At 65.8% G+C, this 24,175-nt stretch carries 28 protein-coding genes and 1 pseudogene; 17 read left to right on the top strand and 12 right to left on the bottom strand.

Going from position 1 to position 24,175, the window contains the following annotated elements; genetic code table 11:
• Window positions 1-108 precede the first annotated feature (108 nt).
• The gene (locus tag BMY25_RS02610; RefSeq protein ID WP_092494993.1) at window positions 109-894 is read right to left on the bottom strand and encodes a glycosyltransferase family 2 protein; all 786 of its coding nucleotides are present in this window, start codon (window positions 892-894) and stop codon (window positions 109-111) included.
• 232 nt (window positions 895-1,126) lie between these two features.
• Here BMY25_RS02610 and BMY25_RS02615 point away from each other — a divergent pair, with 232 nt between their 5' ends.
• A complete protein-coding gene (locus BMY25_RS02615) occupies window positions 1,127-1,777 on the top strand; it encodes an outer membrane protein (RefSeq protein ID WP_092494994.1) in 651 nt (216 codons plus the stop codon).
• Between the two features lie 81 nt (window positions 1,778-1,858).
• Here the strand turns inward: BMY25_RS02615 and BMY25_RS02620 are convergent, their stop codons facing one another.
• From BMY25_RS02620 to BMY25_RS02630, 3 genes are read right to left on the bottom strand one after another with little or no spacing between them, the layout of a single operon-like run.
• Complete coding sequence (locus tag BMY25_RS02620) at window positions 1,859-2,461, bottom strand: glutathione S-transferase (RefSeq protein WP_092494995.1); 603 nt, start codon at window positions 2,459-2,461, stop codon at window positions 1,859-1,861.
• Between the two features lie 35 nt (window positions 2,462-2,496).
• The gene (locus BMY25_RS02625; RefSeq protein WP_177176664.1) at window positions 2,497-3,180 is read right to left on the bottom strand and encodes a ribonuclease T2 family protein; all 684 of its coding nucleotides are present in this window, start codon (window positions 3,178-3,180) and stop codon (window positions 2,497-2,499) included.
• Window positions 3,177-3,626, bottom strand: coding sequence for a hypothetical protein (locus BMY25_RS02630; RefSeq protein ID WP_092494997.1), 450 nt, complete (start codon window positions 3,624-3,626; stop codon window positions 3,177-3,179). The genes BMY25_RS02625 and BMY25_RS02630 overlap by 4 nt, the downstream gene beginning before the upstream one ends.
• Window positions 3,627-3,767: 141 nt before the next feature.
• Between BMY25_RS02630 and BMY25_RS02635 the strand changes: the two genes are divergently transcribed.
• From BMY25_RS02635 to BMY25_RS02645, 3 genes are all read left to right on the top strand, one after another.
• Window positions 3,768-4,601 (top strand): cytochrome b/b6 domain-containing protein, encoded by an 834-nt coding sequence (locus tag BMY25_RS02635; RefSeq protein WP_092494998.1) that lies wholly within the window; start codon window positions 3,768-3,770, stop codon window positions 4,599-4,601.
• Window positions 4,594-5,370, top strand: coding sequence for a molybdopterin-binding protein (locus BMY25_RS02640; RefSeq protein ID WP_092494999.1), 777 nt, complete (start codon window positions 4,594-4,596; stop codon window positions 5,368-5,370). The genes BMY25_RS02635 and BMY25_RS02640 overlap by 8 nt, the downstream gene beginning before the upstream one ends.
• Before the next feature lie 112 nt (window positions 5,371-5,482).
• The gene (locus tag BMY25_RS02645) at window positions 5,483-5,872 is read left to right on the top strand and encodes a cupin domain-containing protein (RefSeq protein WP_092495000.1); all 390 of its coding nucleotides are present in this window, start codon (window positions 5,483-5,485) and stop codon (window positions 5,870-5,872) included.
• A 484-nt stretch (window positions 5,873-6,356) separates the two neighbouring features.
• Here BMY25_RS02645 and BMY25_RS02655 read toward each other — a convergent pair whose 3' ends face one another.
• The 4 genes from BMY25_RS02655 to BMY25_RS02670 form a co-directional block, all read right to left on the bottom strand.
• Entirely contained in the window at window positions 6,357-7,247 is an 891-nt protein-coding gene (locus BMY25_RS02655) for a LysR family transcriptional regulator (protein WP_092495002.1), read from the bottom strand.
• A gap of 51 nt (window positions 7,248-7,298) precedes the next feature.
• Entirely contained in the window at window positions 7,299-8,267 is a 969-nt protein-coding gene (gene trxB, locus BMY25_RS02660; protein ID WP_092495185.1) for a thioredoxin-disulfide reductase, read from the bottom strand.
• A 26-nt stretch (window positions 8,268-8,293) separates the two neighbouring features.
• Window positions 8,294-9,313 carry a mitochondrial fission ELM1 family protein gene (locus tag BMY25_RS02665; RefSeq protein WP_092495003.1) on the bottom strand — a complete coding sequence of 340 codons (1,020 nt, stop codon included), beginning with the start codon at window positions 9,311-9,313 and terminating at the stop codon, window positions 8,294-8,296.
• Window positions 9,314-9,890: 577 nt separating this feature from the next.
• The gene (locus tag BMY25_RS02670; RefSeq protein WP_092495004.1) at window positions 9,891-10,784 is read right to left on the bottom strand and encodes a 23S rRNA (adenine(2030)-N(6))-methyltransferase RlmJ; all 894 of its coding nucleotides are present in this window, start codon (window positions 10,782-10,784) and stop codon (window positions 9,891-9,893) included.
• Window positions 10,785-10,868: 84 nt separating this feature from the next.
• On the opposite strand from BMY25_RS02670, the gene BMY25_RS02675 reads away from it, so the two are divergent.
• The 7 genes and pseudogenes from BMY25_RS02675 (at window position 10,869) to BMY25_RS02705 (ending at window position 17,938) form a co-directional block, all read left to right on the top strand.
• On the top strand, window positions 10,869-11,816 hold the full coding sequence (locus BMY25_RS02675) for a DMT family transporter (RefSeq protein ID WP_092495005.1): 948 nt from the start codon (window positions 10,869-10,871) through the stop codon (window positions 11,814-11,816).
• A 164-nt stretch (window positions 11,817-11,980) separates the two neighbouring features.
• Window positions 11,981-12,850 (top strand): SH3 domain-containing protein, encoded by an 870-nt coding sequence (locus tag BMY25_RS02680; RefSeq protein ID WP_092495006.1) that lies wholly within the window; start codon window positions 11,981-11,983, stop codon window positions 12,848-12,850.
• Window positions 12,851-12,959: 109 nt separating this feature from the next.
• A complete protein-coding gene (gene uvrB / locus BMY25_RS02685) occupies window positions 12,960-15,791 on the top strand; it encodes an excinuclease ABC subunit UvrB (RefSeq protein ID WP_092495007.1) in 2,832 nt (943 codons plus the stop codon).
• A 209-nt stretch (window positions 15,792-16,000) separates the two neighbouring features.
• Window positions 16,001-16,276, top strand: a complete 276-nt coding sequence (locus BMY25_RS02690; protein ID WP_143061859.1) for a hypothetical protein — start codon at window positions 16,001-16,003, stop codon at window positions 16,274-16,276.
• Between the two features lie 102 nt (window positions 16,277-16,378).
• Window positions 16,379-16,771, top strand: coding sequence for a hypothetical protein (locus BMY25_RS02695; protein WP_092495009.1), 393 nt, complete (start codon window positions 16,379-16,381; stop codon window positions 16,769-16,771).
• 129 nt (window positions 16,772-16,900) lie between these two features.
• A complete protein-coding gene (locus BMY25_RS02700; protein WP_092495186.1) occupies window positions 16,901-17,170 on the top strand; it encodes a hypothetical protein in 270 nt (89 codons plus the stop codon).
• Window positions 17,171-17,358: 188 nt separating this feature from the next.
• A pseudogene (locus BMY25_RS02705) lies at window positions 17,359-17,938 on the top strand (cob(I)yrinic acid a,c-diamide adenosyltransferase).
• A 176-nt stretch (window positions 17,939-18,114) separates the two neighbouring features.
• Here BMY25_RS02705 and BMY25_RS02710 read toward each other — a convergent pair.
• The 4 genes from BMY25_RS02710 to BMY25_RS02725 all read right to left on the bottom strand — a co-directional run bounded on the left by BMY25_RS02710 (window position 18,115) and on the right by BMY25_RS02725 (window position 19,619).
• A complete protein-coding gene (locus BMY25_RS02710; protein WP_092495010.1) occupies window positions 18,115-18,363 on the bottom strand; it encodes a hypothetical protein in 249 nt (82 codons plus the stop codon).
• A gap of 136 nt (window positions 18,364-18,499) precedes the next feature.
• Window positions 18,500-19,144: a DNA-3-methyladenine glycosylase gene (locus BMY25_RS02715; protein ID WP_092495187.1), complete on the bottom strand. Its 645-nt coding sequence runs from the start codon at window positions 19,142-19,144 to the stop codon at window positions 18,500-18,502.
• 83 nt (window positions 19,145-19,227) lie between these two features.
• Window positions 19,228-19,428: a hypothetical protein gene (locus BMY25_RS02720; RefSeq protein WP_092495011.1), complete on the bottom strand. Its 201-nt coding sequence runs from the start codon at window positions 19,426-19,428 to the stop codon at window positions 19,228-19,230.
• Window positions 19,429-19,430: 2 nt separating this feature from the next.
• Window positions 19,431-19,619 carry a hypothetical protein gene (locus tag BMY25_RS02725; RefSeq protein WP_092495012.1) on the bottom strand — a complete coding sequence of 63 codons (189 nt, stop codon included), beginning with the start codon at window positions 19,617-19,619 and terminating at the stop codon, window positions 19,431-19,433.
• Between the two features lie 133 nt (window positions 19,620-19,752).
• Here BMY25_RS02725 and BMY25_RS02730 point away from each other — a divergent pair, with 133 nt between their 5' ends.
• The 6 genes from BMY25_RS02730 (at window position 19,753) to BMY25_RS21340 (ending at window position 23,851) form a co-directional block, all read left to right on the top strand.
• Complete coding sequence (locus BMY25_RS02730; RefSeq protein ID WP_092495013.1) at window positions 19,753-19,974, top strand: hypervirulence associated TUDOR domain-containing protein; 222 nt, start codon at window positions 19,753-19,755, stop codon at window positions 19,972-19,974.
• 3 nt (window positions 19,975-19,977) lie between these two features.
• Complete coding sequence (locus BMY25_RS02735; protein WP_092495014.1) at window positions 19,978-20,799, top strand: DUF72 domain-containing protein; 822 nt, start codon at window positions 19,978-19,980, stop codon at window positions 20,797-20,799.
• Complete coding sequence (locus BMY25_RS02740) at window positions 20,796-21,200, top strand: DUF6665 family protein (protein WP_092495015.1); 405 nt, start codon at window positions 20,796-20,798, stop codon at window positions 21,198-21,200. Before BMY25_RS02735 ends, BMY25_RS02740 begins: the two co-directional genes overlap by 4 nt.
• Before the next feature lie 167 nt (window positions 21,201-21,367).
• Entirely contained in the window at window positions 21,368-21,658 is a 291-nt protein-coding gene (locus BMY25_RS02745; protein WP_238858115.1) for a BA14K family protein, read from the top strand.
• A gap of 190 nt (window positions 21,659-21,848) precedes the next feature.
• Window positions 21,849-22,673 (top strand): aspartyl/asparaginyl beta-hydroxylase domain-containing protein, encoded by an 825-nt coding sequence (locus BMY25_RS02750; protein ID WP_092495017.1) that lies wholly within the window; start codon window positions 21,849-21,851, stop codon window positions 22,671-22,673.
• A gap of 395 nt (window positions 22,674-23,068) precedes the next feature.
• Window positions 23,069-23,851: a cold-shock protein gene (locus tag BMY25_RS21340; protein ID WP_092495018.1), complete on the top strand. Its 783-nt coding sequence runs from the start codon at window positions 23,069-23,071 to the stop codon at window positions 23,849-23,851.
• Window positions 23,852-24,175: the final 324 nt, after the last annotated feature.

The following is a 24,175-nucleotide window of genomic DNA, read 5'->3' on the forward strand; positions in this document are numbered from 1 at the left end:
CGCCGGCAACATGGCCGCGGCCGGAGGAGGCTTGCGCTCCCTAGATGGCGATTTGCCGGCCGTTCTTCCAGCCGCCGGATTCCAGGTGCCCGCTTCAGGTTCCCCGGATCAGCTTCGGGGCGCGTGCAGGAAGGCCTTGATACGGTTGTGCTTGGCCTGCGCGTAGAGGAGCGAAAATCGGAAACCCTTGGAACCGCCGGAGAAGTGCCGGCGCAGGACGTAGTATTTGAAGAACTGCATCGGGAATTCGAGTGGCAGGCGCGCGGCGGCGAAGCGGCGCTTCTTCTTCTTTTCGCTCAACGTCAGCGTGGAATAGGCGCGCAGCTTCTCCGCCATATGCTCGAAGCTGCGGATGGAATAGTGCAGCGCGTGCTGGTGCAACTGGCCGACGGGCTGCGTTCCGGTGACGACTTCATCGTAAACCAGACTGTCCCGAAAGCGTCCCACCCGCCGGTCGTAGAGGCGGACGTAATTGTGGTAATCCGCCCAGAGGCGGGGCTTCGTGTCGCCGGGATAGACGTGCTTGATGCGGAACCGGAAGAAGCGGGCCTGTGGCTCGCCGGGTGCGAAGAGAGCGCGGATTTCCGCCAGGAGTTCCAGCGAAGGCACCTCGTCGGCATCGAGGTTCAAGAGCCAGTCGTGCCGGCACTGCTCCTCGCCGAACCGCTTCTGCGGCCCGAAGCCGACCCAGTCGTTGTGGATCACCCGCGCGCCGAACCTCTCCGCCACCGCGACCGTGTCGTCGGTGGAGCCGGAATCGATCACCACGAGGTCGTCCGTGATCCCGCGAACGGCGGCCAGGACGGCTCCGATGCGGTCAGCTTCGTTCTTGGCGATCAGGAAGACGGAAAGGCCGGCGACGGGCGAAGGGTCGGCGGACGGGGAGGCGGGCAATTCGGTCTTCCAGGAATGTCAGGTTGGTACGCCCGCCTTCATAAGCGTCCTCTGCCCGTGTGGAAAGGGTCTGTTGCAGGAAGAACACAGCGCCGGGAAAGTGCCCGCCGACCGATTTTTGCCATGAACCGGACGCGGGGGGCGATCATTGTTGAGACAGAAAAGCTCGGTAAACGATGTGTTTACGACTGCATCTTAAAGCGGGCTTCTCGGTTTACCTCGGAGTCTTGTCATGCGTATCCGTGTTCTTCTCGCTTCTGCGGCGCTTAGCGTCGCTGCCGTCCCCGCCTTCGCTGCCGACTTCGGCAACTATCAGGCCGCGCCCGCGCCGGCCTATTCCGCGGCTCCCGCCATGCGCGACTGGTCGGGCCTCGAAATCGGCGCCCTGCTTGGCTATTCCTTCGGCAATTCCGACATGCATCCGCGCGGTCGCTCCAGCATTCACAATGACGGTGCAAGCGGCGTCGATGGCGGCGTCTATGCCGGCTACAACATCCAGCAGAACAACTTCGTGGCCGGTGTCGAAGGCGACATCGTCGGCTCCGGCGCGCATGGCCGCGATGCGGGCTTCAAGGCCGAGCAGAACTGGGAAGCCACCCTGCGCGGCAAGGTCGGCTATTCGCTCAACCAGTTCCTGCTGTACGGCACGGGCGGCGCGGCTCTCGGCAACCTCAAGGTTGCTCATGACGGCACCGACGACGATCACACTGCATGGGGCTGGACGGCCGGCGTCGGCGGCGAGGCTATGCTGACGAACCGCATCACCGCCCGCGTCGAATACCGCTACACCGACTACGAGAACAAGAATTTCGACATCGCACCGCGCACCAAGGCGGACCTGTCGAACAACTCGATCCGCGCCGGCGTCGGTTACAAGTTCTAAGACAACGCTCGCTTCCGAGTGAGCGTCAGAGGGCCCGAACCCGCCGGTTCGGGCCCTTTTTCATGGCCGGACATCTCCGGCTCAGTGAACCCCGGTCGCCTCGAAGGCGGGAACGGCGGCGCTGAAGTCGGCCAGCCATTGCTGCAGGCGCGGATAGGTCCCGCGCCATTCGCCGTCGAAGCGGAAGTCGAGATAACCGAGCGCGCAGGCCAGCGCGATCTCGCCGACATGGGGCGAAGCGCCGGGATCGGCGACATTGGCCTCCAGCCATTCCAGTCCGCGCCGGACCTTGTCAGCCTGGTAGTCCAGCCAGGGCTGATGCTGCTTTTCCTCAGGCCGGAAGCGTCTCTCGTAGACCTGCAGGATCGAGGCATCGATGATCCCGTCGGCCAGCGACTGCATGGTGAGCGCCGCGAAGCGGCCCTGTTCCGTCGGAATGATAGCGCCCCGCCCGGCCTGCTCGTCCAGCCATTCCAGGATGACGCGCGAATCGTAGAGCGTAGTTCCGTCCTCGGTGATCAGCACCGGAATCTTGCCCAGCGGGTTCTGCTGGCGGACGCTGTCCTCGGGATCGGCGGTATTGGTCGCCTCGATCTGCAGGCGACCGAAGAGGCCGCAGAGATGCGCGGCGATCTTGATCTTGCGGCCAAAGGGGGAGGGCGGTGACGAGCGCAGGACCCACATAACTGTTCCTCGGAGATAACGAAAAGGGAAGCCGCCTAGCGGGAGGCGGCGGGGAAGACGACCCGGTTGCGCTGGCAGCCGGCGCGATCGACCTCGGCGCAGCGGCGGAAATCCAGGTTCCGCGTCATGCAGATGCGGACCTCCTGCACCGCCTGGCCCTTGCAGGCGAGTGCGATGCCGGCCGGCGAAAGCCCGGGATTGGCGACGACGAAGGCGTTCTCGACCTCGCGCGCGGAGGAATATTGCGGCGCGTCGGCGCTGCGCAGCAGTGGCGGAATCCGAACGCGGCTCACCGCCTCGCGCAGCTTGTCCAGATAGGCCTTCTGGTCCAGCCCCATGCAGGTGCCGTGCTTGCGCCATTCATGCTGGAGCAGCGACCGGTCAGGGAAGAGGTCCGTCGCCGCCGACGCAAGCGAGCGCGGTATATTGTACGGCTCGTCCGTCCGGCAGGAATCGGGAAAGCCGTGCTCGTATTGCGGCCAGAGCCCGTGCAGCGTGAAGGCCCGGCCGCTTTCCAGGCAGGGACGGTCCGGCGCATCGATCCGGCAATGGGTCGGGGCCCAGCTCAGCGCCAGCACGTAGAAATCGAAATCGCCGGTCCTGTCGGGCGACCGTTCCTGCGCGAAGGCCGGAAGAAGGGAGCCGCAGAGCAGGAGAATCGAAAGCGCGAGGCGGCAGAACGCGCCCCGCGCCCTTGAGATAGCGACGTCCGCGATCAACGGACGGTCCGGCAATCCCCGTCATGCACGCGCCACGGATCGAGACCGTCGACGCAGAAATCGACGCCGCGGCCGACCGAAGCGTAGCCCATGCCCTTCTCGATCACGTAGTAGACCGGCCGGCTCTGGCCGTTGTTGAAGACGGCGCGCGCGGTGCAGCGCTCCTTCGGGATCATCGAGGGGTTGTCGACGCCGCCGACCTGAGGCCGGGGTTCCTGCAGCGCCGCGATCAGAATGCCGCGGTGCCAGGTGTGCTGGTCAGACCAGTTGTAATGATCCTCGATGCGCGACAGGATGCCGGTATCGGCGCACTGGCTGGGAACAGCCGTCACCGTGGTGGTCTCGGTGGCGTAATACGGCATGTCGGCGGCCAGTGCCGGCGCCGCGGCGATGGCGGGCAGGCCGGCCAGCAGCAGCGAAGCGGAAAGAAGCGACCGGAGTTTCATGCAAACCTCTGCTGGATTGTTGCGGCGACCATGCGACGGCGGAGGTTGTTAATCAAGCTTAATGCCCCCGCGCCAATCCGCGCGGAGCGTTGAAACCGGATTTGGCTTCCGGTCGTATCTCCTGTGCAACGGAGGAACGGCATGTCTGATCGAATGATGGCCTCCCGCAAGGTGCGAACCCGCCGGCACGGGATCGTCGTGCGCATCACCCATTGGGTGAATGTGCTCTGCATGACAGTGCTGTTGATGAGCGGCCTGCAGATCTTCAACGCGCATCCGGCTCTTTATTGGGGAACGCAATCGAACTTCGACCATCCCATCCTTCGGCTGGGCTCTGAGGAGACGCCCGACGGTTCGGTGAAGGGCGTCACCACCATCGCGGGCCATTCCGCCGATAGCACCGGCGTGCTGGGCGCCAGCAAGGTGAACGGCGAGATGACGGCGCGCGGCTTTCCTTCGTGGATCACGCTGCCCAGCTACCAGGATCTCGCGGACGGACGGCGCTGGCACTTCTTCTTCGCCTGGCTCTTCGTGTTGAACGGCGCGGTTTACCTTCTCTCGCTGATCGTCTCCGGCCACTGGCGCGGGATGATCCCGTCCGGCGCGCAGCTCCGTCATATCGGCGGCTCCATCCGGGACCACATGCGCCTGCGCTTTCCCAAAGGCGAGGAAGCGCGCACCTACAATGTGCTGCAGCGGCTCACCTATCTCGTGCTGATCCTCGTGGTGATCCCCGTGCTCGTGCTGGGTGGGCTCACGATGTCGCCGGGGCTCGATTCGGTATTTTCCGGCCTGCTCGATCTTTTCGGAGGGCGCCAGTCGGCGCGGACCGTGCATTTCCTCATGGCGTTCGCGCTGCTGCTCTTCACGCTGGTGCATGTCGTGATGGTGCTGCTCTCGGGCTTCCTCAACAACATGCGCTCGATGATCACCGGTACCTATGTGATCGAGGAGGAGGGCCGTTCAGATGGCTGATCCGATGAACCGCCGGGGGTTTCTCACCCGCGCCTCGCTGCTCTCGTCTTCGCTGCTGCTGTCGGGCTGCGATCCGCTGGTGCAGCAATCGTGGTTCCGCAACATCCTCTACGGCGCGGAGAACGTCACGCGGTCCGTGCAGGGGCTCTTCCTGTCCGACGCGCGGCTCGCGCCGGAATATTCGGAAGCCGATATTTCGCCGAAGTTTCGCGCCAACGGGACGATCCGGCCGGACGATGACGACTACACCGCTCTGGCCGCCGACGATTTCTCGAACTGGAAGCTCGAGGTTGGCGGGCTGGTCGAGCGGCCCGCTTCCTATTCGCTCGCCGATCTTCGGGGCATGCCGTCGCGCACGCAGATCACCCGGCACGATTGCGTGGAAGGATGGAGCTGCATCGGCAAGTGGAAGGGCGTCCCCCTTGCGCATGTGCTCGATCTCGTCGGGCTGAAGCCGCAGGCGCGCTTCATCGTCTTCTACTGCGCGGACACGATGGAGCAGACGCTGGATGGCGAGGCGAAATACTACGAATCCGTGGCCATCGCGGATGCCCGCCACCCCCAGACGATCCTTGCCTACGAGATGAACGATCAGGTTCTACCCATCCCGCACGGGGCGCCGCTGCGCCTGCGGCTGGAGCGCCAGCTCGGCTACAAGATGGCGAAATACATCATGAAGATCGAGGCGGTGGAGAGCCTGAAAGAGATCAATGGGGGCAATGGCGGCTATTGGGAAGACAACGGCTACGAATGGTATGCCGGGATATAGGGGGCGGGGGAATCTAGGGAGCTGGGCCGCGACCGTGAACCGTGCGGGCCGCTGGCGAGACGCCGCGGGATAGCTTAACTCTGGGGAGGCAACGCAGGGCCGGGGAGCCTCCATGATCGTCCAATCCAATCTCGACCGGGAATTCGAGGCAATCGAGGACGTCTGGTCGCCGCGCGTCATCGCCGAGGCGAACGGGCAATATGTGAAGATCGCCCGCGCCCGGGGCGAGTTCGTCTGGCACGCCCATGCGGCGGAGGACGAGTTCTTTTTGGTCCATCGCGGCGAACTGGTCATTCACTACCGCGACGGCGAGGACGTGGTGCTCGGGCCCGGCGATTTCCACGTCGTGCCGCGCGGCCGCGAGCACATGACGGAAGCGCGGGAGGAATGCTGGATCCTCATGGTCGAGCCGGTCTCGACCCGCCACACGGGCGAGACGGAATCCGATCTGACCAAGCCTGTCGAGGCGCAGATCGCGCATCTTACGGATGTGGGTCGGTAGAGGGGGCGGAGGACGGGAACCGGACGTAAGTGAGAGAGAGACCGAGTGCGGCGGCGATATTCATGAGAACCGCAACGAGCGACAGGCGAGGCGAAACAGCGTCCGGCGAAAAGACCGGGTCGTAGCAGCCATCCTCCCGGGGTACGACCGTGACCTGCGGCCGACATCGAAAGCGTAGGACGAGCCGGACAGGCGCTTCAGGACCTCGCAGTGAACCGGTCCGGCGTCCGTCGACCGGTCGAACGCCAGCATGACCCGCGTATCGTCACGGTCCCGGCGCCCCTTATCCGCCACGATTGGAGGCGGTGATCAGGGCCACGACCGGGGTGCCGTCGCGAAGGAGAGCCGCTTCGCGGAGACATTTGAGATGCCAGGCGACGGGGAGGGGCAACACGGAAACGGCGCTGATTCCGCAAAGCGGCAGAAATTCTTTGCCGCCGATCTTGCCGCGATATTTCCAGTTGGCAGCCATCCAGCCGCGCTTTCAGTGCGCCCAGCGCCTCGCATTGGCGACGAGGAAATCGCGGAAGACCACGGCGCGCGTGGATTCCTTCAGTTCGCTCGGATAGACGAAAAACGTGTCCATGCTCGGCACGTCAATCTCCGGCATGATCGTCACGAGGTTGTTCTCGCTGGAGATCATGTAGTCCGGCAGAAGCGCGAGCCCGGCGCCGCGCTCCACGGCCCGGCGCATGGCCACGAGATTGTTCACGGCCAATGCGAAGGGGCGCGGATTGAAAAGGTCGCGTCCGGCCGTTCTCAGCCAGTTCAGGTCCTTGAGGTTCGGCGGGGCGTTGTCGCCAAAGACGATGATGCGATGATCGTCGAGATCGGCCGTCGATTTTGGCTGGCCGAACCGCTTCAGGTAGTCCGGCGCCGCATAAAGATGGAAGTGCACCGTGAAGAGCTTGCGCTGGATCAGGTCCGGCTGCGTCGGCGGGCGGAAGCGGATCGCGACGTCGGCCTCGCGCATGGCGACATCGAGCTCGGTATCCTCCAGGATCAGTTGCAGGCTGATGCCCGGATGCAGGTCGAGGAACTCGTTGACGCGGGAGGCCAGCCAGGTGGAGCCGATGCCGACGGTGGTGGTGACGCGCAGCGTACCCGTAGGCTGGGCGCGGGAATCGGCGAGGCGGCCGCGCACTTCCTCCAGCTTCAGCGTCATGTCCTGCGCGGCGCGCATCAGGAGTTCGCCCTGTTCGGTCGGGATCAGCCCGCGCGCGTGGCGATGGAAAAGGGGAGTGCCGAGTTCCTGCTCAAGCGCGCTGACCTGACGGCTCACTGCCGACTGGCTCATGTTCAGCGCGTCGCCCGCGCGCGTGAAAGAGCCGGCCTGTGCCGCTGCGTGGAATATTCGGAGCTTGTCCCAGTCCATGGTGCTCGCCCTGAAGGCACCTTTCTGTTTTTGGCCCCGCGGGGCAGGTGATTATTCGGCCGCATCCCTCATGGCTTCAAGGCCGAAGATGTACTTTTCTGCTTCCAGCGCCGCCATGCAGCCCTGGCCGGCGGCGGTGACCGCCTGCCGGAACACGTCGTCGGTCACGTCGCCGGCGGCGAAAACGCCGGGAATGTCGGTCGCGGTGGAATCCGGCGCCGTCCAGATATAGCCGCCATCCTTCAGCCGGAGCTGCCCCTCGAAGAGGGACGAGGCCGGCGCATGGCCGATGGCGACGAAGATGCCGTCCATCGAGCGCTCCTCGACCGCGCCGGTGCGGACGTTCTTGAGCTTCGCGCCGGTGACCGAGGGCGGGAAGCCGCCCGCGCCCACCACTTCGTCCAGCACGGTTTCCCAGATCACCTCGACATTGGCGCGCGCGAGCAGGCGATCCTGCATGATGCGCTCGGCGCGGAAGCCGTCGCGGCGGTGGATCACCGTCACCTTGCCGGCGAGATGCGAAAGATAGAGCGCTTCTTCCACGGCGGTGTTGCCGCCGCCGATCACCAGCACGTCCTTGCCGCGATAGAAGAAGCCGTCGCAGGTGGCGCAGGCGGAAACGCCGAAGCCCTTGAAGCGCTCTTCCGAGGGCAGGCCCAGCCAGCGTGCCTGCGCGCCCGTGGCGATGACGAGGCAATCGCAGGTCCAGACCGCGCCGCTGTCGAGCTTGAGACGGAACGGCCGCTGGTTGAGATCGGCCTCGACGACGATGTCCTCCACCATCCGGGTGCCGACATGGATCGCCTGCTCGCGCATCTGCTCCATCAGCCAGGGACCCTGGATCGGCTGAGCGAAGCCCGGATAGTTTTCAACCTCGGTGGTGATGGTGAGCTGGCCGCCCGTCTGCGGGCCGGCGACGAGCACCGGCTCCAGCATGGCGCGCGCGGCATAGATCGCGGCGGTGTAGCCGGCCGGACCCGAGCCAAGGATCAGGAGCTTGGCGTGGTTGGCGGGCGTCATGTTGGCGGGCGTCTTCTGGGCGGGCGTCATGGAGCCTGCATCCGTCGGTTTCGTTGGGTTCTGAACCTTGAATAGGCAGCGTTGACCGCCTCGGCAAGCGCGGGGGTCGAATCGAGCGGCTCTTGTCCCGCAAAATCCAGCATGTTCGTGAACGGTCTCACGCGTTCCTCGCGGGTCAGAGCGTCGATGAAGAAGGCGAGGCGGGGGTTGAGGTGTCTCGGGCGCAGCACATGCACCCGCGCGCCGCTGGCCAGCGCCTCGCTCACCATGTTGTGGCTGTCGGCGGTCACCAGCAGCGCGTCGGACAGCGCGAGCAGGCCGGGCAGGGGATTGTCGCCGCTGCCGTCCCAGACGAAACCGGGCTTGTCGGCGAGCGCCGCTTTCAGGGCCGCCAGCAATTCCGGCGGGGTGCGGCGCGAGGGCGTGGCGACCACGCTGGCCGCCTTGGGCAGCGCCTCGCGCAGGCCGGCGGCAAAGGCGGCGATCTCGTCGCGGGAATACCTCGTGCCCTTGGAGGGGCCGCCGAGCACGATGCCGAGGAGCGGATGCGGCAGGCCGAAAAAGGCACGCGGCGGCGCTTCGCGAAGCGCCAGCAGCCGGGCGGCGGAGAAACGATGCGGCGCCGTCAGCGTGCGGATGACGTTGTCGCCGGTCAGCCGGTCATGCTCGGGCACCCATATCAGGTCGGCCGCCTCGGCGCCGATGCGGGGGTCCTTGAGGAATATCGTGAACGGCCGGGTCGCCGGGTCCAGGCCGCGAAAGGCGCGCACCACCGGCACGGCCCGGCGCCCGGTCGCGATGACGATGTCGGGAAAGGGCGGGGCAAGCCGACTTCCGGCGCGGCGCGGATCCTCGCGCGGATCGGGGCCGCCGGCGGGCGCCAGCCACGCCCAGGGCCGCCGGGGATGGATGTCGCGCCGCTGCGTCCGGCCGCCAAGGGCCATGGCGAGCCCCTCCACCTGCGCGAGATCGCCCGCCTTGCCGTCCGTCACGAGCCAGATGCTGTGGCTCGCATGACCCGTCGGCCTGAGATCCGGGATCGTCATCTCGCTCCTGACCCATTGCTGCTTCCGGCTCAATCAAGCACGGGAACGGCTTCGGCGCATCCCGGTTGCCGAAAGCTTCTTCTTGCGATGCAGCAAAAATCCCGCGCGGCAACGGCTGCGCGGCTGCCGCATTTTTGCTCACGGGCATCGGGACCGTATCGGTCTGACTGCTCGCCGGACGCGCAGATGAACGGGAGAGTCGCCATTTCCGCCACTTTGACTCTCATCTGGCACGAGCTTGCGCCGATCATTGGCGCCAATCTGCATAGCTGGCATGCAGATGATCATGTTGTGTGCAACCGCGAACGGGAGCATACACCGCTCATGGCTGATGTGCCTCCGGCGTCATTCTCCTCCCGGCGCCGGGTCGGGTCTTCAGCTGTTCCCCTCTTGAAAGGTTGGCCTTCCCCGGCCAACCTCTCTCTCCTGCCGGACCCATCCCCTTGGGTCCGGCTTTTTTTTGCCCGAAATTCTGGTTGGCGGCGAAATTTCGCCTGGGAACGGCCCGCGGGCCTGTCCACCCCGGCCGAGGCGGCGCCGGATCTCCGTCCGCGCGCCGTAGCTCAGTCCGGCCTCTTCAGTCCTTTTCCGTCCGCGCCTCGCCGACCAGCCATTCCATGCGCCAGCCGCCGGAGAACCGGGCGTCCCGATCCGCCAGCCGCTTCTGCAGCAGGGGCAGGAGCAGCCTGAGCTCGCTTTCCAGCCGCCACGGCGGGTTCACCAGAATCATCCCGGTCCCGTTCAGCTGCAGCGTGGAATCGGCCCGGCGGATCGTGAGCTCGACGCGAAGCGTCTTGGGGATAGCGAGCGCCTCGACGCGCCGCGCCAGCGCGTTGGCATCCGCCTGCGCCTTCACGGGGTACCAGAGAAAGGTGAGGCCGGTCGCGAAGCGCCGCTGCGCATCGGCAAGGGCGGTCACCGCCTTCTTCGCCTCGTCCGCAACCTCATAGGGCGGGTCGACCAGCAGCAGGCCGCGCCGCTCCGGCGGCGGTAGCTGCGCCTTCAGCGCCGTCCAGGCGTCCATCTCCAGGATCTTGACGCGACCGTCGCGGCCATAGCGGCGGGTGAGGACGGGCCGGTCATCCGGATGCAGCTCGTTGAAGACGAGGCTGTCCTCCGGACGGATCAGCCAGCGGGCGATCTCGGGCGAGCCGGGATAATGGGCGAGATGCGTCCCGTCATTGACCGCGGCGATGGTCTTGCGCCATGGCGCCAGCAGCGCCTCCGCCTCGTCGGTCAGCGGATCGGGATCGGCGGTGCCGTCGCGGTAAAGCCGCCCGACTCCATCCAACCATTCGCCAGTGCGAATCGCCGGGTCGGCGGTCAGGTCGTAGAGGCCGATTCCGGCATGGACATCGAGAACCCGGAAGGGCGCGGGCTTGGCCTTCAGGTGCTCGATGATGCGGGCAAGCGTGATGTGCTTGACCACATCGGCAAAGTTTCCGGCGTGAAAGGCGTGGCGATAATTCATGGCTTCTTCCTAGGCGCTTCGAGGCGCCGCGTCAGCCCGCCAATCCACTTGCCGGAGGCGGGCTTTGTCCATACCACGAGCCGCATGTCACGCCTCGCCGCCAATCTTCTCTGCCTGTTCACCGCCCTGATCTGGGGCGGCGCGTTCATCGCCCAGTCCACCGTGATGTCGAAGCTCGGCCCGTGGAGCTTCGTCGGGCTGCGCTTCCTGCTGGGGGCGCTGGCCATGCTGCCCTTCGTCATGCGTGAGGGCGGACTGCTGCTCGGCCCCGTGAGGGCCGATGCCGCCGAGCCAAGTGCTGCGCCGAATGCGGGCCGCCGCCGCGGTCTCATGCTGACCTTTGCGGTGACCGGCGTGTTTCTCACCGCGCAGATCTTCCAGCAGTTCGGCCTGCTGACGTCGAGCGTCACCAATGTCAGCTTCCTCACCACGCTTTATGTGGTGATGGTGCCTTTCGTCATGATCTTGCTGTTCCGGCAATGGCCGGATTGGATCGTCTGGCCGGCCGTCCTGCTCGCCGTGATCGGCACGTGGCTGCTCACCGGCGGGCTGTCGCATGTCGGCATCGGCGACCTTCTGGGCCTGATCTGCGCGGTGTTCTGGGCCTTCCACGTCGCACTGATGGGGCCGGCGGTGAACGCGACCGGGCGGCCGCTCTTCGTCGTCTTCTGGCAGTGCCTCGTCAGCGGCGTCGTCGCCACGGCGGTGGGGCTGGTGGCCGAGCAGCCGACGCTTGCCGCCGTCCTGCAGGCGGCGCCCGAGCTTGCCTATGCCGGCATCGTCTCGGGGGCGCTGGCCTTTTCCTTCCAGGCGCTCGGCCAAAGCCATACGCGGGCGGCGGACGCCGCCGTGATCTTTTCCGCCGAGGCGCCCTTCGCCTCGCTGTTCGCGGCGCTGATTCTGGGCGAGCGGCTGGACGGCGGCGGCTGGCTTGGCTGTGGGATCATCTTCGCCGCGGTGCTCGCGGTCCAACTCGTGCCTTTATTGCATTCCACGCCAAGCGGGAGAATGGCCGGCACCGTGGAGGGCTGATGGCGGACGACCCGCCGGGAACCCAAGCCGCACCGGGCCATTGTCGAAGCGGTCGATATGTCGAGCATCCACCATGGATGCCGGTCGATCCGTCCGCCACGGCGGCAGCATGGGCAGGGCAGCCATGGTGCCAGCGGGGCGGGATGAGAATTGGGAGTGCTTAGATGAAACGACGTCACCTCCTGGCCGGTCTGGCGCTTGCAGGCGCCGCCGCTCTGCCGGGAATCGCTGCAGCCGCAACCACCGGCTACTCCACTGCCAACGTGAATCTCCGCTCCGGGCCGAGCACGCAATATCCGCCCGTCGCCGTGCTGCAGACGGGAACGCCGCTGAACATCTACGGCTGCCTGACCGGCTACACGTGGTGCGACGTGAACTATGCCGGCAATCGCGGCTGGGTCTCCGGCGCCTACCTGCAGTTCATGTACCAGAGCCGTCGCGTCTACGTGCCGGAATACGCGCCGCGCGTGGGCGTTCCGATCGTCACCTTCGACGTCGATAATTACTGGGACCGCTACTATCACGGCCGCACGTTCTACCGCGAGCGCGACCGTTGGGATCGCTTCGACTGGCGTCGCGCCGGTCCGCCTCCGGGCTGGCGTTCCGACTGGGATCGCGGCGATCGTGGTCCGGGACGCGGCCCCGGCCCCGGCCCAGGCTTTGACCGTGGCCCCGGCCCGGGCCCGGATCGTGGTCCTGATTGGGATCGCGGCGGCCCGAATGGCGGCCCCGGTGGATTCGATCGCGGCCCGGATCGCGGTGATCGTGGTGGGGATCGTGGTCCGGATCGCGGCGGCGACCGCGGTCCCGATCGTGGCGATCAAGGCCAGCGGCCCGATCAGAATCGTCAGGGCCAGGGCCAGGGCCAGGGCCAGGGTCGGCCGGACCAGCGCCAGCAGGACCAGCGCCCGCAGGGGCAGGGCCAGCAGGGGCAGGGACGCCCGCAGGGCAACCAGAATGCCGCGCCGAACGGCAACCAGCCTTGGCTCGGCAATCGCCAGAACGGCAATTGCGCTCCCGGCCAGCAGTGCTGAGTCTGTAGAAGCACAACGAAAAGGACGGCGGCCCTCGGGCCGTCGTTTTTGTTTTGTTCATGGCCGTTGCGGTCTTCCATCCCGTCCGGTTCGGACCCATATTGCCGATATGCCGACCGCCCCGAAAAAATCGCCCAGCTCCCCCTCGACCGCTCTTCCCGAAGGATCCGGGCTGCCGGAGCAAAGCGGGGTATCCGCCGGCTTCGGGGAAGCGCCGCAGCCCAACCTTGAAGGTGTGCCACTGGAACGCGCTTTCGCCGGGCCGATCTCCGCCTGGGCCGACCTGATTTCAGAGGAAGCGGAGCGCGACGGTGAGGCTGTCGAAGCACCGAAATCGCGCATCAAGGCGAAACGCGCCAGTCCGCTGATGCCGGACCAGAGCGTGCCGCTGCATCCGGCCGAGACGCCTGCCATCCGCGCCACGCGCAAGACGGACGGCGACGGCAAGGCTGATTCCAAGGCCGCTGGGCGCAAGACGCCGGTAAAGGCCAAGGATAAGGCGAAGGCCGAGGATGCCGCGCCCTACAAATCCTCCCGCGGCACGTCGATGGGCCGCGCCGGCACGGCGAAGGAGCGCGCTGCAGGCGGGCTCAACCCCGTCGCCGGCCTCGATATCGACCTGGAAGACGTCGAGTCGTTGCCGCAGAACGCGGTGACCGCGACCGTGCAGGCACTGTCCGACTTGATCGAAAACGGCCGTCCGGAGCTCAAGGACAAGCCGTGGATGCCGCATCGTCCGCCGCGTCCGGAAAAGTCCGAAGGCGGCGTGCCTTTCGATCTCAGGTCCGCGTTCGATCCGCGGGGCGACCAGCCGCGGGCAATCCATGAACTGGTGACGGGGATCAAGGAACAGGACGAGCGCATGCAGGTGCTGCTCGGCGTCACCGGTTCGGGCAAGACCTTCACCATGGCCAAGGTGATCGAGGAAACGCAGCGTCCCGCGCTGATCCTCGCGCCGAACAAGACGCTCGCCGCGCAGCTTTATGGCGAGTTCAAGTCGTTCTTCCCCGAAAACGCGGTGGAGTACTTCGTCTCCTATTACGACTATTACCAGCCGGAAGCCTACGTTCCGCGCACGGATACCTTCATCGAGAAGGAATCGTCGATCAACGAGCAGATCGACCGCATGCGCCACTCAGCGACCCGCTCTCTGCTGGAGCGCGACGACGTCATCATCGTCGCCTCCGTCTCCTGCATCTACGGTATCGGCTCGGTCGAGACTTATACGGCCATGACTTTCGGCCTGGAGGTGGGCGAGCGCATCGACCAGCGCCAGCTGCTGGCCGACCTCGTGGCCCTGCAATACAAACGCACCGACATCAACTTCATCCGCGGTAGCTTCCGGGTGCGCGGCGATACGGTCGAAATCTTCCCCGCCCACCTGGAAGACCGGGCCTGGCGCGTCTCGCTCTTTGGCGACGAGATCGAATCCATCGTCGAATTCGATCCGCTGACCGGGACCAGGTCGTCGGAGCTGAAGTCGGTCAAGGTCTACGCCAATTCCCACTACGTGACGCCGAAGCCGACGCTGGCGCAGGCGATGAAGGGCATCAAGTCCGAACTGACGTGGCGGCTTGAGGAGCTGGAAAAGGCCGGCCGCCTGCTTGAAGCGCAGCGGCTGGCGCAGCGTACCCAATACGATCTGGAGATGATGGAGGCTACCGGCGCCTGTCAGGGCATCGAGAACTATTCGCGCTATCTCACCGGCCGCAAGCCGGGCGAGCCGCCGCCGACCCTCTTCGAATACCTGCCCGACAATGCCCTCGTCTTCATCGACGAGAGCCACGTCACGATCCCGCAGATCGGCGGCATGTATCGCGGCGACTTCCGGCGCAAGGCGACGCTGGCGGAATACGGCTTCCGCCTGCCGTCCTGCATGGACAATCGCCCGCTCCGCTTCGAGGAATGGGACGCGATGCGACCGCAATCGGTCGCCGTGTCCGCCACGCCCGGCGGATGGGAACTGGACCAGACGGGCGGCATCTTCGCCGAGCAGGTGATCCGCCCGACCGGCCTGATCGATCCGCCCGTTGAAGTGCGCCCGGCCAAGAGCCAGGTGGACGATCTCCTGGGCGAAGTGCGCGAGGTCGCGCAGCGCGGCTACCGCTCGCTGGTGACGGTGCTCACCAAGCGCATGGCCGAGGACCTGACGGAGTACCTGCACGAGCATGGCGTGCGCGTGCGCTACATGCATTCCGACATCGACACGCTGGAGCGGATCGAGATCCTGCGCGATCTCCGCCTCGGCGCTTTCGACGTGCTGGTCGGCATCAATCTGCTGCGCGAAGGGCTCGACATTCCGGAATGCGCTTTGGTCGCCATTCTGGACGCCGACAAGGAAGGCTTCCTGCGCTCGGAGACCTCGCTGATCCAGACCATCGGCCGCGCCGCGCGGAACGTCGACGGTCGCGTCGTGCTCTATGCCGACCACATCACCGGCTCCATGGAGCGGGCGATGGCGGAGACCGAGCGTCGCCGCGAGAAGCAGGTGGCCTACAACACCGAGCACGGCATCACGCCGGAATCTGTGAAGCGCAATATCGGCGATATCCTCGACAGCGTCTTCGAGCGCGACCATGTCCGCGTCGATGTCGGCCACACCGACGAGGGTGCCACGATCGGCCACAACTTTCAGGCCCATCTGGCGGATCTGGAAAAGCGGATGCGCGACGCGGCGGCCAATCTCGAATTCGAGACGGCGGCCCGGCTGCGCGACGAACTCAAGCGCCTGCGCGAGACGGAACTGGCGATCTCCGACGATCCGCTCGCCCGCCAGAGCGCGGTGGAAGGCAAGGCCGGCTCCTTCGCCGCGCCGCCCGCGAAAAGCCGCGTCCGCAAGAACGACCTGGACGAAATGACGGTGGGTCGCACGGAAAAGCCGATGGGCGGCCCGCTGCCGCAGAAATCGTCGGCCGGAAAGCGGCGGGGCAGGGGGAGGTGAGATGACGCTGGACGAGCGCCTTGAGGCCAATGCCATTCTCGATCGCCTGACGGCGGACGGGGAAACCTTCAGCCGGAGCGACGCGACGCGGCGCGGCTGGTCGAGCTGATCCCGCTCTAGAAGAAGCGATCCTCGCCCTTGCAGCTGTCTATAAGCGGGAAGGGGAGCTCGGCGGCAAGACATCGGGCTATGCCGCCGGCGTCGGCAATGTGGATTTGAAGACCGGGGACGATGCCTGGTCGTTCGAGCATGGCGGCTCGGCGATCTGGCGTGTCGGCTCGTACAAGGTGACGCATCTGGAAGGCACCCTCGGGATCGAGCGTTTCCTGACCCCGAACCCGCTGAAGGACGGCACCGAATGCCAGATCATCTATGATGCAAGCGGGCCGAAGCGCATGTTGCTCAGGCGAAACACGCCTTACACCTTCCTCTTCGTGACCTTCTCCGTCGGCACCATGAAGCCCTGGAAGAATCCGGCACCCTGACCCAAAGGCGGAGCGCCTCAGCCTCCTGAACTCTCGCACTCCGGTTGTAATGGTGCGAGCCAGTTTCCATGTCTTGCGTCGATACCGATCCTTGGAGATCCCATGTCCGAGACTTCAGCGCCCTCCGTTCCCGTTTCCTCCATCGCCGTCGGGCAGGTCTGGACGTTTCGAGGTGCGCCCGGTCCGGTGACGCGGCTGGTGATCGGCGCGATTCAGGATTTCCACAGTCGCGATGCGGTAAGCGTCGCCTTCACCGGGGTCCCCAATCCGGCGGATGCGCAGGGTGGGCTGATCGAGATTCCGCACATGCCGTTCGAGGCTTCCGCACTGGCGGCGGACCTCCTGGAACTGGAGGAAACGGGCGCGGCCGCACCGGCCGGCTTCAGCGAAGCGCGGCAGAGCTGGATTCGCGAGGCGGGCGGGCTGCTTTCCATGGCCCCGGCCCGTGCGCTGGCCCATGCCGTGCGCATAGCCATCTCCCGCGCCCGGGCCTGAGGCTTACTCCCCGTACCGTTCACTCTCGGCGTCCCTTCGCCGCGACAGCTGTTCTGGCGCTCTACAAAGAACTCTCGCCCCGCTTGCGCGTTCTCCCGGCATTCGAAAGCCATGCAGCAGGAGGACGTCATGCAGGGCAAGAAGACCCACGAACAGTTCATCCAGTCGGTCGAGCGCAAGGACGACGTTCCGAAACCGAACGAGCCGGACACCGCGCTGAACGAGGAAGCCACCGCCGGGCACCCGCCGCATCATCCCGACGCGCGCGAAAGCGAGTTCGCCGTCAGTGAGCACGGAATGCACCAGGAAACCCGCGGCCAGAACAAGCACAACAATCCCGGCCAAACAGGCCACAAGCCCCAGAAACATCACAGCCCCGAGGAAGAGAAGGAGGGGTGAACCAAAGGATGCTCCCGACTTTCCCGTGCTGCCGGAAGGTTGAAGCGGATCGTTTCACGGGTGCCAGTCTCTCAAATCGGCGGCTAACAAGATCGCCGACCTCCTCCGGATCCTCTTCGCCGCGCCGGAGGGGGCATCCGCGGTCGCCGACGCATCTGCCGTCTCCTGCCTGGGCCTAAAAAGGCCGCATGGTTGTCCTGAACAAGATCTACACCCGCACCGGCGATGACGGCACCACGGCGCTGGCCAATGGCGAGCGCCGCCGCAAGCACGATCTCCGCATCGAGGCCTACGGCACCGTCGACGAAACGAACGCCGCGGTTGGACTCGCGCCCGCCGAACTCACCGACGGTTTCTCCGAACTGGTCGCCATGCTGTCGCGCATCCAGAACGACCTCTTCGATCTTGGCGCCGACCTTGCCAACCCCGATGACGGCAAGCCGGTCGCCTTCGAGCCTCTACGCATCGTGGATTCGCAGGTGGAGCGCATCGAGCGCGACATCGACCGACTGAATGCCGACCTGCAGCCGCTGCGCTCCTTCGTGCTGCCCGGCGGCAGCAGGGCCTCCCGCCGCCCTGCACCTCGCCCGCACCGTCTCGCGCCGCGCCGAGCGGCTCATGGTGGCGCTGAGGGCGGAAGGCGAGCAGGTCGGCGGCCCGGCGCTCCGCTACATGAACCGGCTGTCCGACTTCTTCTTCGTGGCAAGCCGCTGGGTGAACGACCACGGCGATGCCGAAGTCTTGTGGGTGCCCGGGCAGAACCGCTGAGGTTTTGCTGCCCGGCGCCGGCGGACAATCCCGCGAGAAGACTAAGCCGCATGAAGCCCTTCATTACTTCTGAACTGACCCCGGCAGGGAAACGGAGGCGTGAGTGCCGCCGCCGGAATAAGGACAACAAAAAAGGCAGCCGGAGCTGCCTTTTTCGTGAACCTAGAAGGTCCGCCTTAGCGGCACATGCGTTCCTTGCGGATCACGGTCTGGCCGTGATGCATGGTGCGGGTCGTGCGGACCATGCAGTTACGGTGCATCGGGGGATGCATGGGGCGGTGATCCATCCAGGGGCCGCGGTGATGCATCGGGCCACCGTCATGCTCGATCACGACCGTGCGGTCCTGCGCGGAAGCCGGAGCGGCAAAGGCAGCGGCGGAGCCGACAACGAGCGCGGCGGCGAGAACGGTCTTGGCAAAAGTCATACGAATTCCTCCCGAGGAGTCTTGAGGCTCTTACAACCTTCGCGGTGGGGGATGGTTGCCAGGGTAAGGAATGCCAGAATGTCGCAGGTGTGTAGAAGCGCATTTCGCGCTGACGCCCTCTCGCGCAACGTCGCTTTCAGCGATTGAGCCGTCCCGGCCCGCTGACCGCGGAATTGCCCCGCTCGAAGAAGCGGAGGAGGCGGTCCGCCTCCTTGGTGATGCCGATCCTCACGCTGGCGCCGATCTCCCCGATCTGGCGTATCGCCCCGGCCAGGAAGAGCGGTGGCACGGCATCGCCGGTCGCGCAGAGGTCGAGCCCGTCATCGCCCAGCGTGATGCGCATCGCGCGGGCCAGCCGCCCCGGTCCGCGCGCGAGATCGCGGAGCGGCGCCGGCTTCTCGGCAAGCATGGTTTCCGCGCCCGACACGATTTCCAGCGCGCGAAGCAGCACGGCCGCGCCGGTGCCGGCCTCGTCGCTCGACACGTTCATGCAGGGCCAGACACCGTAGGAGATATAGACGTAGGCGTGCCCGCGCCGGAGAAACATGGAGCCGTTCCGCTTGGTCGGCCCGCGAAAGGCGTGGCTCGCGGCATCGTCGGGTAGATAGGCCTCGGTCTCCACAATACGCCCGGCCAGCGTGCCCTGCGCCGTCCGGTGAACCAGAGTCCGCCCGATCAGGAAGCGGGAAAGCTCGACTGTGTCGGCGGGAAGTTCCGCGCGGGAAAGCGGCCTCAGTTCGGAAAGGTCGAGGGCGCAATGGGGAGCGAGCGGCTGGTCCATGGCGGGCATCTAGGCCGAAAGCGGCCACGAAAAAACCTCCCCCCGTCGCCGGAAGGAGGTTTCGTAAGCGAGGGCGGCTCGGCTCAGTGGCCGGACTTGTCGCCCGCGTCGTGCGAATGGTGCTTGTCCGGCTCGCCGCCGCCGCCCGAAACGCCGCTCTGCCGCGTGCTCTGGTCGTGCAGCGGACCCTTGCCGGGACCGTTCGACTTTTCCGGGTGCTTCCGGTCCTGATGGCTGGAGCCGGGGCCGCCGAAGTTTTCGGGATCGGAATGCTTGTCCGGCATGGTCAGCGATCCTGCTGGTGACCCTGGTGGGTCGTGTTCTGGTGTATGTTGCCCTGACGGCCCTGTTCGTCGAGATTGTCGTTCGCCTTCTTGTCGACCGACGTGTCGGCGCTGGGCTTGGGCGTGGCGCGACCGCCGGGAGCCTTGCTGTTGCGGGAGGCGGGCGGGACTGCCGGCATCTTGCTGCTCATGAAATTCCTCCGTGGCATTGTGTACGAGCGGAACGGGGCCGGGCGGCCGCAGTTCCGACCGAGGCGCCCGCTCGGCTTTCCGCAACGGAATCACGGGCGCATCGTTACGTCTTTTTAGGGCGGAGGCCGTGCGATGGCAAAGGAACTAAAGCCTGGCGACAAGGTGAAGTGGGAGAGTTCCGGCGGCGAGAGCGTGGGAAAGGTCGTGAAGAAGCTGACCTCGGAAACCCATATCAAATCCCACAAGGTTGCGGCCTCGCAGGAGAACCCGGAATATCTCGTGGAAAGCGACAAGTCCCACAAGCAGGCGGCGCACAAGCCGGAGGCGCTGAAGCCGGTGGGCAGGAAAGGCTGACGGATGATCCGGGTCGGTATCGGCGGCTGGAATTTCGAACCCTGGCGCAAGACGTTTTTCCCGCCGGGCCTGCCTCAGGCGAAAGAGCTCGCTTATGCGAGCCGGCATGTCACGGCGATCGAGGTAAACGGCACTTTCTACCGCACGCAGACGCCGGAAAGCTTCCGCCGCTGGCGCGACGAGACGCCAGACGATTTCGTCTTTTCGCTGAAGGGTCCGCGTTACGTCGTGAACCGTCGCGTCCTCGGCGAGGCGGGTGAATCGATCGCGCGGTTTCTGGAGAGCGGCATCACCGAGCTTGGCCCGAAGCTCGGCCCGCTGCTCTGGCAATTCGCGCCGACGAAGAAGTTCGATCCTGATGATTTCGCAGCCTTCCTCCAGGCATTGCCGGACAGCCAGGACGGCCATGCGCTTCGTCATGCGCTGGAGGTGCGGCATCCGAGCTTCGGCGATCCGGCCTTCATCGAACTCGCGCGAAAGCACCGGGCGGCGATCGTCTACGCCGATTCGCACAAATATCCGGCGATCGCCGATCCGATCGCCGACTTCACCTATGCCCGCCTGCTGGAAGCGCACGAGGAGGAGCCGACAGGCTATCCGCCGGTCGAGCTCGACGCGTGGGCAGAGCGGGCGCGGGTTTGGGAGAGCGGCAAGGTGCCGGCGGACCTGACCCAGGTATCGGAAGGCGCGGCCGAGAAGCAAAGCGGCGGCCGCGATGTCTTCATCTTCATGATCAACGGTGCGAAGGTCCGTGCGCCCCATGCCGCGCGCGGGCTGCTTTCGGCGCTCGGCATCGCGCTTCCGGAAGCGGAGGCTGCGTCATGATCGTCCGGCCGCCACAGGCGCTTTCTCCTCAGGCGCGTGAAGGCGGCATTCGGGACGCCGCCTTCGATGTGCTGCACCACGAGTTGATGCAGGAGCGGGCAAGCTCGCTGTCCCGCACGGCGGAGAAGCTGGAAGCGAAGCTCGCCGCTCTTCGCGATACGGATCAGCAGGAGGGGAAGGAAACCGCGATCGATCGGGAGCGCTTGCTGGACGAGGCCGGCGAGGCGCTCTGGCATCTGGTGATCCAGCGGGAAGCCTGCGGGCTCCGCAATCCGGAAAGCTTCTTCCGGGAGCTTCACGCCACGCCAGAGATACGGCTTCAGATCCGGCTCCGCATGCGCCCGCTGCCAAAACTTGGAACTGACAGTTCCGCTCAAGAAATTACCGGAACGGACCGGTGAAACCACCGCAATTCTGCCGCGTTCATGCTTGATGAACGGGTTTGGGTAAGATGTTCCTGCATGGCGCGCGTTGCGTCATCATCATGGAGTGAACCATGCGTTTCGTGAAGACCTTCGCTGCAGCTGCCGCGCTCTCGGTGGCCGCGGTCGCTTTGCCGGGGGTAGCGATGGCTGACCACTGGCATCATGACAATGGCGGTGCGGTGGTCGGTGCCGGCATTGCCGGTCTCGCCGCTGGCGCGCTGATTGGCGGCGCCGTGGCGAACCAGCCGGCCCCCGTCTATGTCGCCCCGCCGCCCGCTCCGGTCTATGTCGCGCCGGCGCCCGAGGTGGTCTATGACGCCCCTCCGCAGTGGTCGGGCCCGTGGTACCGCTACTGCTCGGCCAAGTACCGGTCGTTCGATGCCCGCTCGGGAACCTACCTGGGCGTGGACGGCAATCGTTATCTCTGCGAATAGCCCAGATTGAATGTCCCGAACGGGTCGGCTTTGCCGGCCCGTTTTCGTTATGGGCGCCTCGCGCCCGGTCCGCTCGGAGCATGAGGTCGGACGCTCCGTTCTGCGACCGGTGCGCTCAACATGAAATTTTGAGTTTACAAATGCCGGCAACGGCGTCATCGCCGCAGGACGCGAGAATGGTGACGAACGCATGACAAACGACACGGCGACGGAGCGACCGGCCGGCAAGGGCGCCCAGCAGGCGAAGACCGCGGGTCTGGAAGACACGATGTCGAAGCCGGGCCTGGCCAACCGCGCGATCACGGCCATCCTGAACTATGCGGAAAAGCTGAACCTGACACATTCAAAGGTCGGCAATCCCTGTGTCTACGACAACCGGGTCTTCCCCTGGGCGGCCGAGGTTGAAAAGGAATGGCACCTGATCCGCGCCGAGCTCGACCGGGTGATGGTCCGCAAGAGCGAACTGCCGGGTTTCCACGAGATCTCCAGCGAGGTCCGCTCCATCTCCGATGACGCGAACTGGAAGACCTTCCTGCTCTGCGCCTACGGCATCAAGTCGGACGAGGCGATTCGCTCCTGTCCGGAAACCTGGCGGATCATGCAGAAGGTGCCGGGGCTGAAGACGGCGATGTTCTCCATCTTCGAGCCGGGAAAGCACCTGCCGCCCCATCGCGGCCCCTATAACGGTGTGCTGCGCCTGCATGTCGGCCTCATCGTGCCGGAAGCCGCGCCTGACCAGCTCGCCATCCGCGTCGGCGATCAGGTCTGCCACTGGCAGGAAGGCAAGGCGCTGATCTTCGACGACGCCTTCGAGCACGAAGCCTGGAACCACACGAACCAGACCCGCGTGGTGCTCTTCGTCGATTTCGTGAAGCCGCTCCGTTTTCCCGCCAACATCGTCAATTGGGTGGTGCTGAACATGGCCGTGTTCACGCCCTTCATCCGCGAGGGCTATCAGGCCCAGAAGAAGTGGGAAAAGCTGTTCTTCGGCTCCGGTTCGCACGGCCGGGCCTGAGAGCCGGAACAGGATCCGCCTTTCGGACAGGGGTGGGCGCAAAAGAGGGAGGTCGGCGAGCTCCCATTCGCGTCCGGCCCTTCCATGCCGCCTGCCGGCCGCGGAAGCCTGCGGAGACGCGGCCGCACGGGGCAGGGAACCGAAGCATTCCGATCCTGTTAAAGCCCGCCAAGCCGCCCGATAGCACTTGCTTTGCGACAGAACGCATGCATTACTGTCAAAGCGACGGCTTCGGTGGAGGAAGCCGGCGAGGTTGATTGGTCCAGAAGATGAGTGCCTGGCCTGTTTTATGAATCCTCTCCGAAAAACCCCACGTTTGCCCGCGCTGGCGCTCTGGATAGATGCATGACGGATTGCTGGCTGAGATTTGACTCTTCGAGAGGACTACAGAAGTGATGAGCGAAAACGGCAGCGACGACGACGATTTCGGCGAGCGTCGCGGACGTGACCGCGATCGTGGCCCCCGTCGTGGCGGAACGCGCGAATTCGGTGGTGAAGGCGATTTCGGTGGATCGAACAGCGGCGGCGGCTTCGGTGCTCCGAGCGGCGGTGGCTTCGGTGCCCCGGGCGGTGGCGGCGGCTTCGGCGGCGGTGATCGCAGCGGCGGTGGTGGCTACGGTGGCGGCGGCGGTGGATACCGCGGCGGCGGCGGTGGTGGCTACGGCGGCGGTGATCGCGGCGGTGGCGGCGGCTACGGCGGCGGCGGCGGTGGTGATCGCGGCGGCGGCGGTGGATACCGCGGCGGCGGCGGTGGCGGCTACGGCGGCGGTGATCGCGGCGGTGGCGGCGGCTACGGTGGCGGCGGCGGCGGTGGTTACCGCGGCGGTGGCGGCTACGGCGGTGGCGGTGGTGATCGCGGCGGCTTCGGCGGCGGCGGTGGCGGCTTCCGCAGCGGCGGTGGCGGTGGCGGTGGCGGCGGCGGTCGTCCCTTCCAGGATCGCGAACCCCGCGAGCGCGGCCCGCGCCAGAACGGTACGTTGAAGTTCTTCAACAACGACCGTGGCTTCGGCTTCATTACGCCTGAGGATGGCAGCAAGGACGTTTTCGTCCACATCTCGGCCATCGAGCGTTCTGGCCTCCAGTCGGTCGCAGAGGGCACCAAGCTGTCCTTCGAGACCGAGGATGATCGTCGCGGCCGTGGCCCGCAGGCGGTGAACCTCCAGCTGGTCGAAGAATAAGAATTCTCCTTGCGGGAATGAAACGGCGGGGCAGTGCCCCGCCGTTTTTCGTTGTGCGGACTCTGGAAGCGAGTGGGGGAGTGCCAGAATCGGGAGCGGCCCGGCAGACTGACGGTAAGCCCTCGGATGCTCTGGGATGGACTTGATCGGGATCCTGAAAACGCTGACAGGGTGCCGGAGCCGGATGCCGGCCGCTGCAGGGCGCTCTCAGAGGGGGTGCGCAGCCGGAAGGTGGCGATTTGCCTGCAAGTCAAGCCGCATGGGCGGCGGGATCAGCGCTCATGCGAGCGTATTCGGTTGCCGTTCGGGGCCCCGATAGTGTCG

It is taken from the genome of Faunimonas pinastri (assembly GCF_900110915.1).
Lineage (GTDB): Bacteria > Pseudomonadota > Alphaproteobacteria > Rhizobiales > Afifellaceae > Faunimonas > Faunimonas pinastri.

Excerpts from the sequence above, each read along its gene's own strand:
- BMY25_RS21340 (WP_092495018.1), top strand. The coding sequence starts at position 23,069 with ATGAGCGAAAACGGCAGCGACGACGACGATTTCGGCGAGCGTCGCGGA.
- BMY25_RS02720 (WP_092495011.1), bottom strand. The coding sequence starts at position 19,428 with ATGCCGGACAAGCATTCCGATCCCGAAAACTTCGGCGGCCCCGGCTCC.
- BMY25_RS02710 (WP_092495010.1), bottom strand. The coding sequence starts at position 18,363 with ATGACTTTTGCCAAGACCGTTCTCGCCGCCGCGCTCGTTGTCGGCTCC.
- BMY25_RS02675 (WP_092495005.1), top strand. The coding sequence starts at position 10,869 with ATGTCACGCCTCGCCGCCAATCTTCTCTGCCTGTTCACCGCCCTGATC.
- BMY25_RS02645 (WP_092495000.1), top strand. The coding sequence starts at position 5,483 with ATGATCGTCCAATCCAATCTCGACCGGGAATTCGAGGCAATCGAGGAC.
- BMY25_RS02750 (WP_092495017.1), top strand. The coding sequence starts at position 21,849 with ATGACAAACGACACGGCGACGGAGCGACCGGCCGGCAAGGGCGCCCAG.
- BMY25_RS02735 (WP_092495014.1), top strand. The coding sequence starts at position 19,978 with ATGATCCGGGTCGGTATCGGCGGCTGGAATTTCGAACCCTGGCGCAAG.
- BMY25_RS02695 (WP_092495009.1), top strand. The coding sequence starts at position 16,379 with ATGTCCGAGACTTCAGCGCCCTCCGTTCCCGTTTCCTCCATCGCCGTC.
- BMY25_RS02680 (WP_092495006.1), top strand. The coding sequence starts at position 11,981 with ATGAAACGACGTCACCTCCTGGCCGGTCTGGCGCTTGCAGGCGCCGCC.
- BMY25_RS02635 (WP_092494998.1), top strand. The coding sequence starts at position 3,768 with ATGTCTGATCGAATGATGGCCTCCCGCAAGGTGCGAACCCGCCGGCAC.
- BMY25_RS02615 (WP_092494994.1), top strand. The coding sequence starts at position 1,127 with ATGCGTATCCGTGTTCTTCTCGCTTCTGCGGCGCTTAGCGTCGCTGCC.
- uvrB (WP_092495007.1), top strand. The coding sequence starts at position 12,960 with ATGCCGACCGCCCCGAAAAAATCGCCCAGCTCCCCCTCGACCGCTCTT.
- BMY25_RS02630 (WP_092494997.1), bottom strand. The coding sequence starts at position 3,626 with ATGAAACTCCGGTCGCTTCTTTCCGCTTCGCTGCTGCTGGCCGGCCTG.
- trxB (WP_092495185.1), bottom strand. The coding sequence starts at position 8,267 with ATGACGCCCGCCAACCACGCCAAGCTCCTGATCCTTGGCTCGGGTCCG.
- BMY25_RS02715 (WP_092495187.1), bottom strand. The coding sequence starts at position 19,144 with ATGGACCAGCCGCTCGCTCCCCATTGCGCCCTCGACCTTTCCGAACTG.
- BMY25_RS02725 (WP_092495012.1), bottom strand. The coding sequence starts at position 19,619 with ATGAGCAGCAAGATGCCGGCAGTCCCGCCCGCCTCCCGCAACAGCAAG.
- BMY25_RS02700 (WP_092495186.1), top strand. The coding sequence starts at position 16,901 with ATGCAGGGCAAGAAGACCCACGAACAGTTCATCCAGTCGGTCGAGCGC.
- BMY25_RS02730 (WP_092495013.1), top strand. The coding sequence starts at position 19,753 with ATGGCAAAGGAACTAAAGCCTGGCGACAAGGTGAAGTGGGAGAGTTCC.
- BMY25_RS02670 (WP_092495004.1), bottom strand. The coding sequence starts at position 10,784 with ATGAATTATCGCCACGCCTTTCACGCCGGAAACTTTGCCGATGTGGTC.
- BMY25_RS02665 (WP_092495003.1), bottom strand. The coding sequence starts at position 9,313 with ATGACGATCCCGGATCTCAGGCCGACGGGTCATGCGAGCCACAGCATC.
- BMY25_RS02740 (WP_092495015.1), top strand. The coding sequence starts at position 20,796 with ATGATCGTCCGGCCGCCACAGGCGCTTTCTCCTCAGGCGCGTGAAGGC.
- BMY25_RS02640 (WP_092494999.1), top strand. The coding sequence starts at position 4,594 with ATGGCTGATCCGATGAACCGCCGGGGGTTTCTCACCCGCGCCTCGCTG.
- BMY25_RS02620 (WP_092494995.1), bottom strand. The coding sequence starts at position 2,461 with ATGTGGGTCCTGCGCTCGTCACCGCCCTCCCCCTTTGGCCGCAAGATC.
- BMY25_RS02745 (WP_238858115.1), top strand. The coding sequence starts at position 21,368 with ATGGCTGACCACTGGCATCATGACAATGGCGGTGCGGTGGTCGGTGCC.
- BMY25_RS02655 (WP_092495002.1), bottom strand. The coding sequence starts at position 7,247 with ATGGACTGGGACAAGCTCCGAATATTCCACGCAGCGGCACAGGCCGGC.